Here is a 14,739-nt window from a genome sequence, read left to right as displayed (position 1 = left end):
CGGCGCACTCCGGCCCGGGGCCCGGTACCCGCTGCCGCACCACGACCCGACGGAGGGTGATGCCCCATGTCCGCGACCCCGCTGGCCACACCAGCCCGGACCAGTGCGCCGCAGCCGGCGCTGCGCCGCTTCCTCGCCCTGGACGCGGTGGTGACCGGCACCAACGCGCTCGCCTACCTCGCGTGTTCCGGTCCGCTCGGCCGCTTCCTCGGCGTGGACGCCGCGCTGCTGCTCGCACTGGGCGCGTTCCTGATCGCCTACGCGGCGGGCGTGGGCTTGCTGGCCTCCCGCAGCAAGCCGCCGGCGCTCGGCGTGCGGGCCGTCGTCGAGGCCAACCTCGCCTGGGCGGCGGTGAGCCTCGCGGCCCTGGCGCTGTGGCTCAGGCCGAGCACGGCGGGCGCCGTGTGGACGGTGCTCCAGGCCCTGGTCGTGGCTGCTTTCGCCGTCCTCCAGTACACGGCACTGAGGGCCCGTCAGGGCATGAGCGACTGAAGGTACTTGACCGTCGCCGGGTCGGCCGGGAGGAGCGTCTCGATGGCCAGCTCGGCGACGGTCACGTCCATCGGGGTGTTGAACGTGGAGATCGAGGAGATGAACGACAGCGTCCGCCCCTCGTGCTCGATCCGCAGCGGCAGCGCGAAGTACGGCACCGGCTCCGAGGACTCCTCCGCCGGATCCGCGTCGGGCACCGGATACGCCGCCACCTCCTCGTACAGCGCTCGCAGCGGCTCGGAGCGGTGCAGCGCGATCTGCCGCTCCATCTGCTCCAGCAGGTGCCCGCGCCAGGCGCGCAGGTTGCGGATGCGCGGCGCCAGGCCCCGCGGGTGCAGGGCCAGCCGCATCGCGTTCAGCGGCGGTTCGAGCAGCGACTCGTCCACGCCGTCGACCAGCGCCATGATCCCCCGATTGGCCGCCACGACGTCGTACACCGCGTCCACCACCAGCGCCGGATACGGCTCGTAGCCCCCGATCAGCCGTTCGATGCCCTCGCGCAGCGCGCCCAGCGCCGGGTCGTCCAGCGGCGTCTCGGGATAGCGCGGGGCGTAACCGGCCGCCAGCAGCAGCGCGTTGCGCTCCCGCATGGGGATGTCCAGGTGCTCGGCCAGCCGCAGCACCATCTCCTCGCTGGGCCGGGAGCGGCCCGTCTCGATGAAGCTGATGTGCCGGGCCGAGGAGTCCGCGCGCAGGGCCAGCTCCAGCTGGCTGACCCGGCGCTGTTCCCGCCAGGCCCGCAGCAGCGGGCCCACGCCCTGGCCGGCGGTGGACGGATGAGTGGTCATGCCGGGACCGTAGTCGAGAACCGGTCGTGCCGGACAGGCGGCACCGCTGTGACCAGGGCCCCTGACGTCCCTCTGTGGCAGGCTGAGAAGGGAGAAGAGGACTCCCGCGTCAGGGAAGGAGCGCTGCCCATGCCCGTCGAACCGCTGTCGCAGAAGGAGGTCGAGGACCGGCTGGCCGAGCTGCCGGGCTGGTCGCTCGACGGGGACCGCCTCACCCGCTCCTACCGTCTCGGCTCGCACTTCGCGGCGACGGCGATGGTCGTGCACATCGCCCAGGTCCAGGAGGAGCTCGACCACCACTCCGACCTCACGCTCGGCTACAACACGGTGTCCCTGTCCGTGCACACGCACAGCGCGGGCGGCGCCGTCACCGAGAAGGACGTCGAGCTCGCCCGCAGGGTGGAGGACCTGGCGCCCGGGCACGGGGCACACTGACCGGGTGCTCGACTACGACAAGGAAGCGGAGCGGTACGACGCCTCGCGCGGCGGTGAGCCCAGGGCGGCCGCCGCCGCGAACGCGGTGCTGAGCCTCGTGCCGCCGGACGCGCGCAGCCTGCTCGACGTCGCCTGCGGCACCGGCATCGTGACCCGCCGGCTCGCTGCCGGGCGCGACGGCATGCGGGTGACCGGCGTGGACCTCGCCCCGGCGATGGCCCGGCAGGCCGCCGCCCGGCTGCCCGGTGCCGTGGTGCTCGGCGACAGCCGCCGGCTGCCCTTCCGGGACGGCGGGTTCGACGCCGTGTCCAGCGTGTGGCTGCTGCACCTGGCCGCCGGGCCCGCCGACGTCCGGACCATCGTCGGCGAGTGCGCGCGGGTGCTGCGGCCCGGCGGTGTCTGGGTCACCACGGTCGACAAGGCCGCCTCCCACAACGTGGGCAGTGACATCGATGTCGTCCTGTCCTCCCGCCCGCCCAGCCCGGTCCGGGACGCGGTGGCGGACGTCGAGACCCACGCCGCCGCGCACGGCCTGGTCCCGGCCGGGCAGGCCCGCTTCCGCGGCCACGGGCAGGGCCGCAGCCCGCGCCGCACGGTCGCCGACCTGCGCAGAGGCTGGTTCGTCACACTGCCGCCCGGTCACCCGCTCGCCGACGGCTTCGCCACCCGTCTGGCGGAACTCCCCGACCAGGACAGACCCCGCCCCGACCCGTACTTCACGCTCCGGGCGTTCCGGAAGCCGTGAGGGAGCCTAGAGCTCGGGTGAACGCGTCGATGCCGGCGGCCCCGTCGAACAGCGGGCGGCACTGGCTCCGGCCGGGGAACTCCTCCCAGCCGCTGCCGGGGTCGAGGAAGTCGGTGCGAGTCCGTCGACCACGCCCACGCCGAGTTCCTGCGCCTGGGCACGGCCATCGAGGTGCCGGCTCCGGACGAACTGCGGTCGAGGATCGCCCGGGCCGTGGCCGAACGGGCAGTGGTACGGCAACTCCCGTGCACGTGGCGGCGACTGAGAGGCGGAACCCGCCCGCCCTTTCAGGAGGTCCGTCCCGTGAAGCACCCGCACAGGCACCGCAGACGCCGCCTGCTCCTGCCCGTCGCCGTCGTCACGGCGGCGCTCACCGGCGCCGGCCTGACCACGTTCGCCACCGGCGACACGGCCGAGGCCGCCACCGCCCGGCAGGCCGAGAAACTGGACCGGGGCGTGGTCAGCATCCACACCGGCAGTGGCAACCTGGTCAGCTGGCGCTGGCTGGGCACCGATCCGAACGACGTGTCATTCAACGTGTACCGGGCCGGTACGAAGGTCAACGCGACTCCGATCACCGGCTCCACGAACTACTTCCACTCCGGCGCCCCCTCGCAGGCCGACTACACCGTCCGCGCGATCGTGAGCGGCGTGGAGCAGGGCGACTCGGTGCACGCGATCCAGTTCCGCACCGGCTACAAGGACGTCCCGATCTCGCCGCCCGCGGGCGGCACCGCCCCGGGCAACTCGGCGTACACCTACGAGGCCAACGACGCCTCCGTGGGTGACCTGGACGGTGACGGCGGGCTGGACATCGTGCTGAAGTGGCAGCCGACCAATGCCAAGGACAACTCGCAGTCCGGCTACACGGGCAACACGATCGTCGACGGCATCAAGCTGGACGGTACCCGGCTGTGGCGTATCGACCTGGGGCGCAACATCCGCTCCGGGGCGCACTACACGCAGTTCCAGGTGTACGACTACGACGGCGACGGCAAGGCCGAGGTCGCCATGAAGACCGCCGACGGCACCAGGGACGGCACCGGCGCGGTCATCGGCAACTCGTCGGCCGACCACCGCAACTCCAGCGGCTACGTGCTGTCCGGCCCCGAGTACCTGACGATGTTCAACGGGCAGACGGGCAAGGCGATGCAGAGCGTCGACTACGTCCCGGGCCGGGGCAACGTCTCCTCCTGGGGCGACAACTACGGCAACCGCGTGGACCGTTTCCTGGCCGGAACGGCCTACCTGGACGGCGCCCGCCCGTCGCTGATCATGGCGCGCGGCTACTACACGCGTACCGTCATCGCGGCCTGGGACTGGCGAGGCGGTCAGTTCACCCGCCGCTGGACCTTCGACACCACCTCCTCGACCAACAGTGGCAAGGGCTACGACGGTCAGGGCAACCACAGCCTCTCCGTCGCGGACGTCGACGCCGACGGCAGGGACGAGATCGTCTACGGCGCCATGACCGTCGACGACAACGGCAACGGGTTGTGGACCACCAAACTGGGCCACGGCGACGCGGCCCACCTCGGGGACCTCAACCCCTCCCGGGCGGGCCTGGAGTACTTCAAGGTCTCCGAGGACTCCAGCAAGCCCGGCTCCTGGATGGCCGACGCCCGCACCGGCCAGATCCTCTGGCAGACGGCGTCGGGCTCGGACAACGGCCGCGGTGTCGCCGCCGACATCTACGCCGGCAGCGCGGGCGCCGAGGCGTGGTCCGCCGCCGACACGACCCTGCGCTCGGCCACCGGCGCCTCGCTCGGCCGGGAACCGTCCAGTATCAACTTCCTGTCCTGGTGGGACGGCGACCCGGTCCGCGAACTCCTCGACGGCACCCGCATCGACAAGTACGGCACGTCCGGCGACACCCGCCTGCTGACCGGATCCGGCGTCTCGTCCAACAACGGCACGAAGTCCACGCCCGTCCTGTCCGGCGACATCCTGGGCGACTGGCGCGAGGAGGTCGTCTGGCGCACCAGCGACAACACGGCGCTGCGCATCTACTCGACCCCGCACGAGACCAGCACGAAGATCACGACCCTGCTCCACGACACGCAGTACCGCACGGCCCTGGCCTGGCAGAACACGGCGTACAACCAGCCCCCGCACCCCAGCTTCTTCATCGGCAACGCGATGCCGACGGCTCCCCGGCCGACGGTCCACACCCCCTGAGAAAGCGCGAGGGCGTATGCCGTCTTTGGCATACGCCCTCGAATAGCACGGTCAGGCCACCGTGCAGCTGTGGTCACCCAGCTTGAACGCCGTCGGTTTCGTGTTCGTCCCCGACGAGTTGGCCGTGAAGCCGAAGCTCACGGACGAGCCCGCCGCCACGTTGCCGTTCCAGCCGACGTTCTTCGCCGTCACCGCCGAACCCGACTGCGAGGCCTCGGCGTTCCACGCCTGGGTCAGCTTCTGACCGTCGGCGAAGGACCAGCCGAGCGACCAGCCGTTCCAGACGCCGGCACCGGTGTTGGTGAGCTGCACGTCCGCCTGGAAGCCGCCCGACCACTGGCTCGTGATCTTGTACGTCACCTTGCAGGCACCGTTCGGCTCGGGGCCGGGCCCGGGGCCCGTGGTGCCGCCGTCGGAGCTGTCGCCGTAGATGACGCCACGGCCGTTCGTCGACACGTACACCCTGCCGTACACCCTCGGGTCACCGGTGATGGCCGCGCCCGTCCAGCCCCACTGGTGGGTGTCGTCGTTGATACGGGTCCAGCTCGCGCCCTTGTCCGTGGAGCGGAAGATGCCGCGCACGCCGCCGATCTTCGCGCTGGTGTAGAGCGTCTGGTAGGAGGCGCCGGGGGCCGCCTTGCCGAAGCCGATGGTGTCGGCCTGTTCGACGTTCTGCAGCTTCGTGAAACTCGTGCCGCCGTCCGTCGAGTGCCACAGGCCGTACGCCCCGTCATGCGCGCCGCCCGCCAGCCACACGTCGCCCTTCCCGCCGGGCAGGGCCTTGAAGCGGACACTGTCACCTCCGGGCAGCCCCGTCGCCGGTGACTCCTTGAATGTGGCCCCGCCGTCCGTACTGACGTAGAACTTCCCGGACTTGAAGCCGTAGAAGGTCTTCGGGTCGACGCGGTCCGACTCGACGATCGCCCCGGAGGGGATCCCGCCGGACGCCTGCCACGACGTGCCGAAGCCGGTCGTGTGGTGCACGCCGGCGCCCTGCGGGCTCCACAGGAACCGGCTGCCGTCGGCCGCCGCCGCGACCGTGCCGCCGCCGCTGACGCCCGAGGGGTCGGTCCCCGCGAACCAGTTGGCGCCGTTGTCCGTCGAGAACGAGATGTGCGGACCGGAGTCGAGGTCGCCGACCCGGACGACCGTGTTCGGGTTCGACTCGGCGAAGTCCAGGCTCGTGGTCGTCGTGAAGTTCGGCTGGGTGAACATCATCGACGGGACCTTCGTCAGATCCGTGTGCCGGAAGCCGCCGATGTCACCCAGCGCGCTCAGCAGCGGCGCGCCCGACGGCGGTGACGCCAGGTCGTTGACCGCCGTCTCCTCCAGCCCCTGCACCATCGGTTTGACGGCGAACCTGCTTCCGCTGTCCCAGTTGGTGAGGTTCTCCGTGCCGTAGATCGTCGCGCCCGTCCCGTACATCATGCGGTTAGAGTTGAACGGGTCGATCTCCAGGGCCTCCGTCATCCACCCGAGCTTCGGGGTCTGCTCGGGCGGCTGTGGGTTGGCGCCCCAGGTCAGCCACGGCGAGGACGAGACGTCCATCGTGTAGCGGTTCTCGCGGTTCGGGTACGACGTGTAGTCCCACGCCTTGGTCCAGGTCGCGCCGCTGTCCGTGGAGCGGAAGATCTGCGTGTCCGGCCACCAGGCGCTGTACGCGGTCGCCATCACCGTGCCCGGCTTCTGCCGGTCCACCGTCAGCCCGCTGAAGCCGTAGAAGGTGTCGGCCTCCGCCACCGGGCTGATGTCCTTCCAGGTCCCGGTTCCGGTCGCGTACCGCCACAGCTGTCCCTTGCCGCCGTCGTACGGTCCGCCCTTGTCGCTGTAGGCGAGGTACAGATAGCCGTTCTTCGCGTCCAGGACGCCCTTGTGGGCGAGGTGGCCGGTGGGCTGCCCGGCCAGCCGCTGCCAGGTCGCGCCCGCGTCAATCGAGCGGTACACCGCGTTGTCCTTGTCGGCGACCCCCACGTAGATCGTCTTGGTGGCGCTGCCCGAGGTGCCCGTGGACTCGTCGAAGGTGACCCAGACGATGCCCTGGTTGTCGGAGGCGTAGCCGCTCGTGTCACTCGGGTCCTGCGCGTAGTTGCCGACGTTGGGGAAGTTCGTCACCTGCGACCAGGTCACGCCCGAGTCGGTCGACCGCCACAGCCCCTTGCCGCTGGGCGCGCCCAGATACAGCACGCTGTTCCGGTTCGGGTCGACGGCCAGCCGCTCGCCCATGCCTCGCCCCGGCATGTTGCCGCCCAGCTTGAACGGCAGATTCGCCTTCTGCCAGCTCGCGCCCCGGTTGGAGGAGCGCATGACCGCACCGTTCTTCGGATCCCAGCTGTTGGTGTACGTACCGACCGCCGCGTACACCTTGTCCGGGTCGACGGAGTCGGAGGCGATGCTGACGACCCCCGTGTGCCCCCAGTCGTCCCACCCGATGGAGTCCAGCAGCGGCGTCCAGGTCTTCGACGCCTCCTGCCACCGATAGGCGCCGCCGATGTCGGTCCGGGCGTAGGCGAGGTTCTTCTCGGTCCGGTTGAAGACGATCCCGGGGACAAAACCGCCTCCGTCGATCCGTGCGTTCTTCCAGGAGTACGTATCGGCGGCGATCTTCGTCGACGGCGGATCGGCGGCCAGGGCGACAGGAGCGCCCGACAACAGCCCGGCCGCCAACGCGAGCACGGCCGTGAGTATGCGGGTTCTTCGCACGGTGGGGTTCCTTCCGTGGGAGGGGGAACGTGCGAGAGCCGGGCGGCCCCCAGTGCGGGTGGGGACCGCCCGGCCGGTCGGCCCCGTCGTCAGGTGACGGGACCTCGAACGCAGAGCTTCGGACGCTGCTCAGGGGCGCGGGGAACTGCGCGACCAGCCACATACGGCCCGCAGACAACAACCGCCCAACCCGCGGAGCGCCCGGCGGGGGCTATTCGAGAAGCTCCGCGTACGAGCCCATGGCCAGGGCGATATCCGCCTGAGCCCAGAACCGGTGATACGTGAACGACGGCACCGCACCGCCCGCGAGATAACTCTCGATCTTCGACCAGGCGGGATCGTCCTCGTAGAAGGACCGGATCGAGTCGAACGTCGACGACGAGTTGATCGCGTCACCGTTCGGCATCGTGCCCGTCCAGCCACTCGGGATCGACACCGAGTCGTCGAACCGGTTGTAGTCCGCGCGGTTCTCCGGGACGGCGACCCCGATGTCGTCCTGGTGGTTCGCCCACATACCGTCCAGCAGCTTCTTCGCCGCCGCCGCGGCCTCCGTGTCACCGGAGCGGTCGGCGTAGTACGTCAGGGTCTTGGCGTACGAGGCCGCCACACCGACGTCGTTGGTGTAGTCGGCGACGGTGACGTGCAGCCCGCTGTTGGAGCCGGGGCTGGAGGCGTTCCAGGTGTCGGGCTGGCCCGACCACTGGAGCGTCGACGGGATGCGGAACGTGCCGTCCGGGTTGAACGTGGTCTTGGACAGCGCCCAGTCGACCCACTTGTCGAGGACCGTCTTGGCCTGCGCGTTCCCCGTCTGCTGGTACAGCTCGGCGACCCGCTCCATCGACCACGCCTGGAAGCCGAACCACTGGTTGGACGGCGGGTCGTGGTAGACCGGCTTCTCGTCGTAGTACATGCCGTAGAACGTCGACTTCCCGGCGGGCGGGGTCGCGTACCGGCCCGCCCAGCTGTTGGTCGCGCCGCCGGCGATGGCACCCTCGTTCGACTGCAGCCAGCGGTAGAACTCCAGCTGCCGGTCCATGGACTTGGCCCAGTCGGCCGCGCCCGTCGCCGACTTGGGCTTCAGCGGGGCGTAGCTGCTCAGCGCGTATGCGGCGAGCGGGTTCTGGTAGCCGCCGTGGGCGTGACTGGAGCCGATGCGCCAGGCCCAGCCTGCCGAGGTGTCGGTGGCGCCGCCCCAGGCGTAGTACCAGGACATCAGGTACATCGAGGCGTCCTTGCCGGTGCCGGCCGCACAGGTCGACGGACCGACGCAGTTGCCGATCTTCTTGAAGTACTTGTCGAACATGGAGTAGCGCAGGTAGTCGCCCATCTTGGCCGCCTTGGCGACGGTCCCGGAGACCTGTCCGCCCTTGCCCTGCTCCTTCGCCCACAGGTCCGCCCAGTAGGCGGCCTGCACGGCGCGCGCGTCGGCGTCCGGCGCGTTGGTGAACTTCCACTGCTTGGCGTAGGAGGCGTCACCGGTGAACAGGTCCAGATAGCCGTTCTTGCCGCCGTACTTGAAGGCGTCACAGGTCGGCTGCGGCACCGTCTCCCACACCGACTCCTGCGCGCCGCGCTGGAAGGTGTTGATGTACGACGGGCCGGTGTCCGACGGTCCCGCCTCGCACTTGCCGGGCGAGTTGCCGTAGCCGTAGACGTTGTCGACGTCCTGGAGCCAGTGCATGCCGTAGACGTCGTCCGTGCCGTACGCGCTCTTCAGCTCGGCCGCGATCGGGTCCCGGCCGACCGAGACGCCGGTGTCGAGCCTGGCCGGGTACTCGCCCGGGGTGTCCAGCTCGGGCGCGTAGGTCGCCGGCTTCGAGGCGTTGTAGAAGGAGTTGGTCGGCTGGTCCGCGTGCGTGGGGATCATGTACTTCTCCATGAGCTCCCACGCCCCGTTGAACTTGGACCAGTCGCCCGTCACCTTGCCGTACATCGCCTGGAGCCACAGGAGGTAGCTGTACGCCTCCGAGGTGGTCTCGTGACCGTGGTCCGGCGCCTCGACGATCAGCGTCTCGACCGAGTGGTACGGAATGCCCTCGGGGGAGAAGTAGCCGTTCGCCGGGTTGGTGATCTTCCCGTAGAGCTCCAGGAAGCGGGCGTCGTACGCCTTGGTGGCCGCCAGCTGGGTGACGGTGACCGAGGCCTTGGCGTGGCCCGCGGCCGTCGACTCGAACACGGCGGAACCGGTACCCGAGTTGGCGGCCGTGACGGTCACCTTCTGCGCGGTGTTCCAGTTCTGCGGGGTGAAGGTGAGCGAGGCGCCGCCGGTGACCGACAGGCCCGAGTTGCCGCTCGCGCGGGCCGACGTCACCGTCACGTTGGACGCCGGCTGCTTGGACAGCTTCACCTCGTACGTGCCCGACTTGCCGGACTGCACGCCCAGTTGGAGCGGCGAGGCGACGACGGTGGGGCCGGAGGCGACCGTGATGCCGACCGGGGTGGAGTCGGCGGAGGCGCCCATGCTGTCGTAGGCCTTCGCCACCAGAGAATGACTGCCCACGGTCAAATCGGAGACGGACAGCGCGTACGGCGCGCTCGTGTCCGTGCCCAGCAGCTTGGTGTCGTCGTAGAACTCCACCTTGCTGATCGTGGCGTTGTCCGCGGCGGCCGCGGTGGCGGCCAGCGGGACCGCCTGGCCCTGGGTGTAGACGGCGCCGGCGGCCGGGCTGGTCAGCACGGCGATCGGCGGCTGGTGCGCGCCGGTGCAGGGTGTGCCGTTGACCGCGAAGGACGTGGGCGCGGTGTTACTGCCGCTGTAGGAGAACTGGGCGCCGGTGGAGACGGCTGCGCCCGCGGCGACCCGCGCGTTGTGGGCGGCGTTCTTGACGGTGATGTTCTGGCCGGACTGCGACCAGGTGCCGTTCCAGCCGTTGCCCAGCTTCTGGTTGCCGGAGTAGGCGTAGGTCAGCGTCCAGCCGTCGATGGCGTCCGTGCCGCGGTTGGTGAGGGTCAGGTCCGCGGTGAAGCCGGAGCCCCAGTCGTTCGTCTTGTAATCGACACTGCACTGAAGTGCGGCCGCCTGCGCGGTGGTCGACCCTGAGGAGAGCATCGTCAACGGAAGCGCGAGAGCTGCGAGTGCGGCGGTCCACAGACGCCGCACGGCTCTCCGCCGCCGGGGTGGGGGATGCATGGTGCTGGTTCCTCCTTGCGGCTCGGAGAAGTCAAGGCTTGAACCAGTGGGAGCGCTCCCATAGTGAGGACGGGTGTGGTATCGGTCAAGGACCTTGAAGAGTCGAAAAGATTCGACACCCCGTGTTGAGCGAAAGTCAGTGACTCCCCTGTTCTTTGCTGACACTTGGCGCTACCTTCCTTGACACCAGTGGGAGCGATTCCATCAGTCGACGCGTCCGTCACGACGGGCCCGGCCTGCAAGGAGTCGCTCAAGCGACACCCCTCGCGTTCAGTACTTTGAGCCGCCGCCCTCGCGGTCGTCCCCGGCTGCGCGAGAGCCGGTGCCGGGTTCCTCATGTCCTTGTCGGAGCGCGCCCTGAACGGCTGACACCCCCACCACCGAAAGGGAAACCCGCACTCATGAGCCGTACGAGAACAGCGTTACTGGCCGCCATGGCCCTGGTGGCCGGAGCCACCGGCACGGCGTTCGCCGTCGATCCGGGCGGCATCGGCACCGCCGCGGTTCCCTGCACCGTCGACTACAAGGTGCAGAACCAGTGGAGCACCGGCTTCACCGCCGCCGTGACCATCACCAACAACAGCGCCGCGAAGTCCTCGTGGTCGCTGAAGTGGTCGTACGCCGGCAACCAGAAGGTCACCAGCGGCTGGAACGCCAAGATCAGCCAGAGTGGTGCCGACGTCACCGCGGCCAACGAGAGCTACAACGCCCAGCTCGCGACGGGCGGTTCGGTCAGCTTCGGCTTCCAGGGTTCCTACAGCGGCAGCAACGCGATCCCGGCCACCTTCACCCTCGACGGCGTGACCTGCAACGTCGACGGCGGCGGCCCCGGCGGCCCCACGGACCCGCCGGACCCGGGCGGCCCCGCCAACCGGGTGAACAACCCCTATGAGGGTGCCAAGGTGTATGTGAACCCGGAGTGGTCCGCGAAGGCCGCGGCCGAGCCGGGCGGCAGCCGGGTCGCCAACCAGCCGACCGGTGTGTGGCTGGACCGGATCGCCGCGATCAATGGTGCGGGCGGCAAGATGGGCCTGCGCGCCCACCTCGACGAGGCGCTGCGGCAGAAGGGCTCCGGAGAGCTCGTCGTCCAGCTCGTCATCTACAACCTGCCCGGCCGTGACTGCGCCGCCCTGGCCTCCAACGGCGAGCTGAAGCCCGACGAGATCGGCCGGTACAAGACGGAGTACATCGACCCGATCAAGGCGATCCTCGCCGACTCGAAGTACTCCTCACTGCGGATCGTCACCACCGTCGAGATCGACTCGCTGCCGAACCTCGTCACCAACACCGGCAGCCGCCCCACGGCCACCCCGCAGTGCGACGTGATGAAGGCCAACGGCAACTACATCAAGGGCGTCGGCTACGCGCTGAACAAGCTCGGCGACGTGCCGAACGTCTACAACTACGTCGACGCCGGCCACCACGGCTGGATCGGCTGGGACGACAACTTCGGTCCCTCCGCGACCCTGTTCAAGGAGGCGGCGACCGCCGAGGGCGCGACCGTCAACGACGTCCACGGCTTCATCACCAACACGGCGAACTACAGCGCCCTGAAGGAAGACCACTTCTCCATCAGCGACAACGTGGCCGGCAAGTCCGTCCGCGAGTCGAAGTGGGTCGACTGGAACCGCTACGTCGACGAGCTGTCCTTCGCCCAGGCGTTCCGCAACCAGCTGGTCTCGGTCGGCTTCAACTCCGGCATCGGCATGCTGATCGACACCTCCCGCAACGGCTGGGGCGGCACCGCCCGGCCCGCCGGTCCCGGCCCCCAGACCTCCGTCGACGCCTATGTCGACGGCGGCCGCTACGACCGCCGCATCAACCCCGGCAACTGGTGCAACCAGTCCGGAGCCGGCCTCGGCGAACGCCCGAAGGCCAGCCCGGCCGCCGGGATCGACGCCTACGTGTGGATGAAGCCGCCGGGCGAGTCCGACGGGGCGAGCAAGGCGATCCCGAACGACGAGGGCAAGGGCTTCGACGAGATGTGCGACCCGGCGTACAAGGGCAACCCGCGCAACGGCAACAACCCGTCCGGTGCCCTGCCGGACGCCCCGCTGTCCGGGCAGTGGTTCTCCGCCCAGTTCCGGCAGCTGATGCAGAACGCGTACCCGCCGCTGTCCTGACCGGCTGACACCCCGTCCCCACGGATCCGCCGGGGCTCCGGCCCCGGCGGATCATTTTTTTGCGGGAGCGGCAAGAGTGGTGGCCTTCCCCCGGTGCGTCGGCGCAGGCTGGCGGCATCCGAGGGAGAGGCTGACCACCATGGCGCACGACCACCACAACAACCACGAACACAGGCATGGCCATGGCCATGGCCACCACCACGGCCCCACGGACATCGACTGGGCCGAGATGGGCCCGAAGCTGGAGTCACAGGCGGAGCTGTTCGCGTCCCTCTACGAGCGGGCCATGGCCTGGCTGGCGAAGGAGGTGACCGAGCCGGGCCTGATCGTCGACGCGGGCAGCGGGCCGGGCGTCGTGTCCTGTCTGTTCGCCGAGACGTTCCCTGGCGCGCGGATCGTCGCGGTGGACGGCTCCGAGCCGCTGCTGGAGCGGGCCCGGGCACGGGCCGAGCGGCTGGGGGTCGCCGACCGCTTCGGCACAATCGCCGGTGAACTCCCGGACGTACTCGACCAGTTGGACTACCCCGCCGACCTGCTCTGGGCGAGCCGCAGCCTGCACCACCTGGGCGACCAGCGGGCCGCGCTCACCGCCTTCGCCGCGCGGCTGGCGCCCGGCGGCACCCTCGCCCTCATGGAGGGCGGACTGCCCCCGCGGTTCCTGCCGCGCGACATCGGCATCGGCCGGCCCGGGCTCCAGGCGCGCATCGACGCGGTGGAGGCGGAGTGGTTCACGCGGATGCGGGCGGAGCTGCCGGGCCATGTCGCGGAGACGGAGGACTGGCCGGGGCTGCTGGCCGCCGCGGGACTGAAGCACACCAGGACGCACACGTTCCTGCTCGACCTCCCCGCACCCGCCTCGGAGCGGGCCCGTGCCTATGTCGTGGCGTCCCTGTCGCACATGAGGGAGCGGCTGGCGGACGAACTCGACGCGGGAGATCTCGCGACGCTTGACCGGCTGCTCGATTCTGACGACGAGGCGAGTCTGCACCGCCGGTCGGATGTGTTCGTTCTGGAGGCCCATACGGTGCACACGGCGGTTCGGGCTGGCTAGTACGGGCGCTGGGGCAGCCGGTCTGGTACGGGGGGCCCGGCGTTGTGGGGGCGGGTGGGTGCGCAGCCCGGCTGTGCGGGGTGCCGCTGCGCCCGCCCGTGCCGCCTGGGGGTACCTCCCAGGCCCTTAAGGCATTGGGGGAGGCACGACTGCCCGCAGCCAGGTGAGCTGCGGGCAGTCGGATTCCTCACGCGCCGTCGAACGTCGCCGGGTCCGGGCCCAGGCGGCGGTCCTCGTTGAGGGCGCTGATGGCCGCCAGGTCCTCCGTGTCCAGGCTGAAGTCGAACACCTCGATGTTCTCCTTGATCCGCGCCGGCGTCACGGACTTCGGGATGACCACGTTGCCCAGCTGGATGTGCCAGCGCAGGACGACCTGGGCCGGAGTGCGGTTGTGCTTCCGGGCGATGGCCACGATCGCCGGGACCTCCAGCAGGCCCTTGCCCTGGCCGAGCGGCGACCAGGCCTCCGTGGCGATGCCCTGCTCCGCGTGGTACTCACGGGCGGCGCTCTGCTGGAGGTGCGGGTGCAGCTCGATCTGGTTCACGGCCGGAATGACCGACGTCTCGCCGATCAGCCGCTCCAGGTGCTCGGGAAGGAAGTTGGAGACACCGATGGCCCGGATCCGGCCGTCGGCGTGCAGCTTCTCGAACGCCTTGTACGTGTCGACGTAGGTACCCCGGGCCGGCAGCGGCCAGTGGATCAGGTACAGGTCGACGAAGTCCAGGCCGAGCTTGTCCAGCGACGTGTCGAAGGCGCGCAGAGTCGAGTCGTACCCCTGGTCGGCGTTCCAGAGCTTCGTCGTGACGAACAGCTCCTCGCGGGGGAGACCGGACGCGGCGATGGCCTTGCCGGTGCCCTTCTCGTTGCCGTAGATCGCCGCTGTGTCGATGCTGCGGTACCCGGCCTCCAGTGCCGTCGCGACGGCCGACTCGGCCTGATCGTCCGGCACCTGCCAGACGCCGAAGCCCAGCTGGGGCATCTCGACGCCGTTGTTCAGGATGATCGGGGGGACCTTGCTCACGAGCTCTCGATCCTTCGGTTTGCGGTCAGGTGTACATCCCATCGTCAACGATCACGAGGCGTGATGCATTCCTGAC

The 14,739-nt window shown here is 69.9% G+C and carries 10 protein-coding genes; 6 read left to right on the top strand and 4 right to left on the bottom strand.

Features of this window, described 5'->3' with window-relative positions:
- Positions 1 to 66: 66 nt before the first annotated feature.
- On the top strand, positions 67 to 492 hold the full coding sequence (locus AC07F0_RS23395; protein ID WP_478981552.1) for a hypothetical protein: 426 nt from the start codon (positions 67 to 69) through the stop codon (positions 490 to 492).
- On the opposite strand, the gene AC07F0_RS23390 is transcribed toward AC07F0_RS23395, so the two are convergent.
- On the bottom strand, positions 474 to 1,280 hold the full coding sequence (locus AC07F0_RS23390; protein ID WP_478981550.1) for a helix-turn-helix domain-containing protein: 807 nt from the start codon (positions 1,278 to 1,280) through the stop codon (positions 474 to 476). The genes AC07F0_RS23395 and AC07F0_RS23390 overlap by 19 nt on opposite strands.
- 129 nt (positions 1,281 to 1,409) lie before the next feature.
- Between AC07F0_RS23390 and AC07F0_RS23385 the strand changes: the two genes are divergently transcribed.
- The 3 genes from AC07F0_RS23385 to AC07F0_RS23375 all read left to right on the top strand — a co-directional run bounded on the left by AC07F0_RS23385 (position 1,410) and on the right by AC07F0_RS23375 (position 4,638).
- A complete protein-coding gene (locus tag AC07F0_RS23385; protein ID WP_086563618.1) occupies positions 1,410 to 1,715 on the top strand; it encodes a 4a-hydroxytetrahydrobiopterin dehydratase in 306 nt (101 codons plus the stop codon).
- Positions 1,716 to 1,719: 4 nt separating this feature from the next.
- On the top strand, positions 1,720 to 2,460 hold the full coding sequence (locus AC07F0_RS23380; protein ID WP_478981549.1) for a class I SAM-dependent methyltransferase: 741 nt from the start codon (positions 1,720 to 1,722) through the stop codon (positions 2,458 to 2,460).
- Between the two features lie 303 nt (positions 2,461 to 2,763).
- Complete coding sequence (locus AC07F0_RS23375; RefSeq protein WP_478981547.1) at positions 2,764 to 4,638, top strand: rhamnogalacturonan lyase; 1,875 nt, start codon at positions 2,764 to 2,766, stop codon at positions 4,636 to 4,638.
- A gap of 51 nt (positions 4,639 to 4,689) precedes the next feature.
- On the opposite strand, the gene AC07F0_RS23370 is transcribed toward AC07F0_RS23375, so the two are convergent.
- Both AC07F0_RS23370 and AC07F0_RS23365 read right to left on the bottom strand, forming a co-directional pair.
- Complete coding sequence (locus AC07F0_RS23370) at positions 4,690 to 7,338, bottom strand: cellulose binding domain-containing protein (protein WP_478981545.1); 2,649 nt, start codon at positions 7,336 to 7,338, stop codon at positions 4,690 to 4,692.
- Between the two features lie 211 nt (positions 7,339 to 7,549).
- Complete coding sequence (locus AC07F0_RS23365) at positions 7,550 to 10,468, bottom strand: glycoside hydrolase family 48 protein (RefSeq protein WP_478981543.1); 2,919 nt, start codon at positions 10,466 to 10,468, stop codon at positions 7,550 to 7,552.
- Positions 10,469 to 10,869: 401 nt separating this feature from the next.
- Here AC07F0_RS23365 and AC07F0_RS23360 point away from each other — a divergent pair, with 401 nt between their 5' ends.
- Positions 10,870 to 12,591 (top strand): glycoside hydrolase family 6 protein, encoded by a 1,722-nt coding sequence (locus tag AC07F0_RS23360; RefSeq protein WP_478981542.1) that lies wholly within the window; start codon positions 10,870 to 10,872, stop codon positions 12,589 to 12,591.
- 139 nt (positions 12,592 to 12,730) lie between these two features.
- The gene (locus tag AC07F0_RS23355) at positions 12,731 to 13,642 is read left to right on the top strand and encodes a class I SAM-dependent methyltransferase (protein WP_478981540.1); all 912 of its coding nucleotides are present in this window, start codon (positions 12,731 to 12,733) and stop codon (positions 13,640 to 13,642) included.
- A gap of 187 nt (positions 13,643 to 13,829) precedes the next feature.
- Here AC07F0_RS23355 and AC07F0_RS23350 read toward each other — a convergent pair whose 3' ends face one another.
- A complete protein-coding gene (locus tag AC07F0_RS23350) occupies positions 13,830 to 14,705 on the bottom strand; it encodes an aldo/keto reductase (protein WP_478981538.1) in 876 nt (291 codons plus the stop codon).
- Positions 14,706 to 14,739 lie beyond the last annotated feature (34 nt).

Source organism: Streptomyces sp. NPDC045955 (assembly GCF_056430805.1).
This window is presented reverse-complemented; position numbering and strand designations above follow the sequence as displayed.

Excerpts from the sequence above, each read along its gene's own strand:
- AC07F0_RS23395 (WP_478981552.1), top strand. The coding sequence starts at position 67 with ATGTCCGCGACCCCGCTGGCCACACCAGCCCGGACCAGTGCGCCGCAG.
- AC07F0_RS23390 (WP_478981550.1), bottom strand. The coding sequence starts at position 1,280 with ATGACCACTCATCCGTCCACCGCCGGCCAGGGCGTGGGCCCGCTGCTG.
- AC07F0_RS23385 (WP_086563618.1), top strand. The coding sequence starts at position 1,410 with ATGCCCGTCGAACCGCTGTCGCAGAAGGAGGTCGAGGACCGGCTGGCC.
- AC07F0_RS23365 (WP_478981543.1), bottom strand. The coding sequence starts at position 10,468 with ATGCATCCCCCACCCCGGCGGCGGAGAGCCGTGCGGCGTCTGTGGACC.
- AC07F0_RS23360 (WP_478981542.1), top strand. The coding sequence starts at position 10,870 with ATGAGCCGTACGAGAACAGCGTTACTGGCCGCCATGGCCCTGGTGGCC.
- AC07F0_RS23355 (WP_478981540.1), top strand. The coding sequence starts at position 12,731 with ATGGCGCACGACCACCACAACAACCACGAACACAGGCATGGCCATGGC.
- AC07F0_RS23350 (WP_478981538.1), bottom strand. The coding sequence starts at position 14,705 with ATGGGATGTACACCTGACCGCAAACCGAAGGATCGAGAGCTCGTGAGC.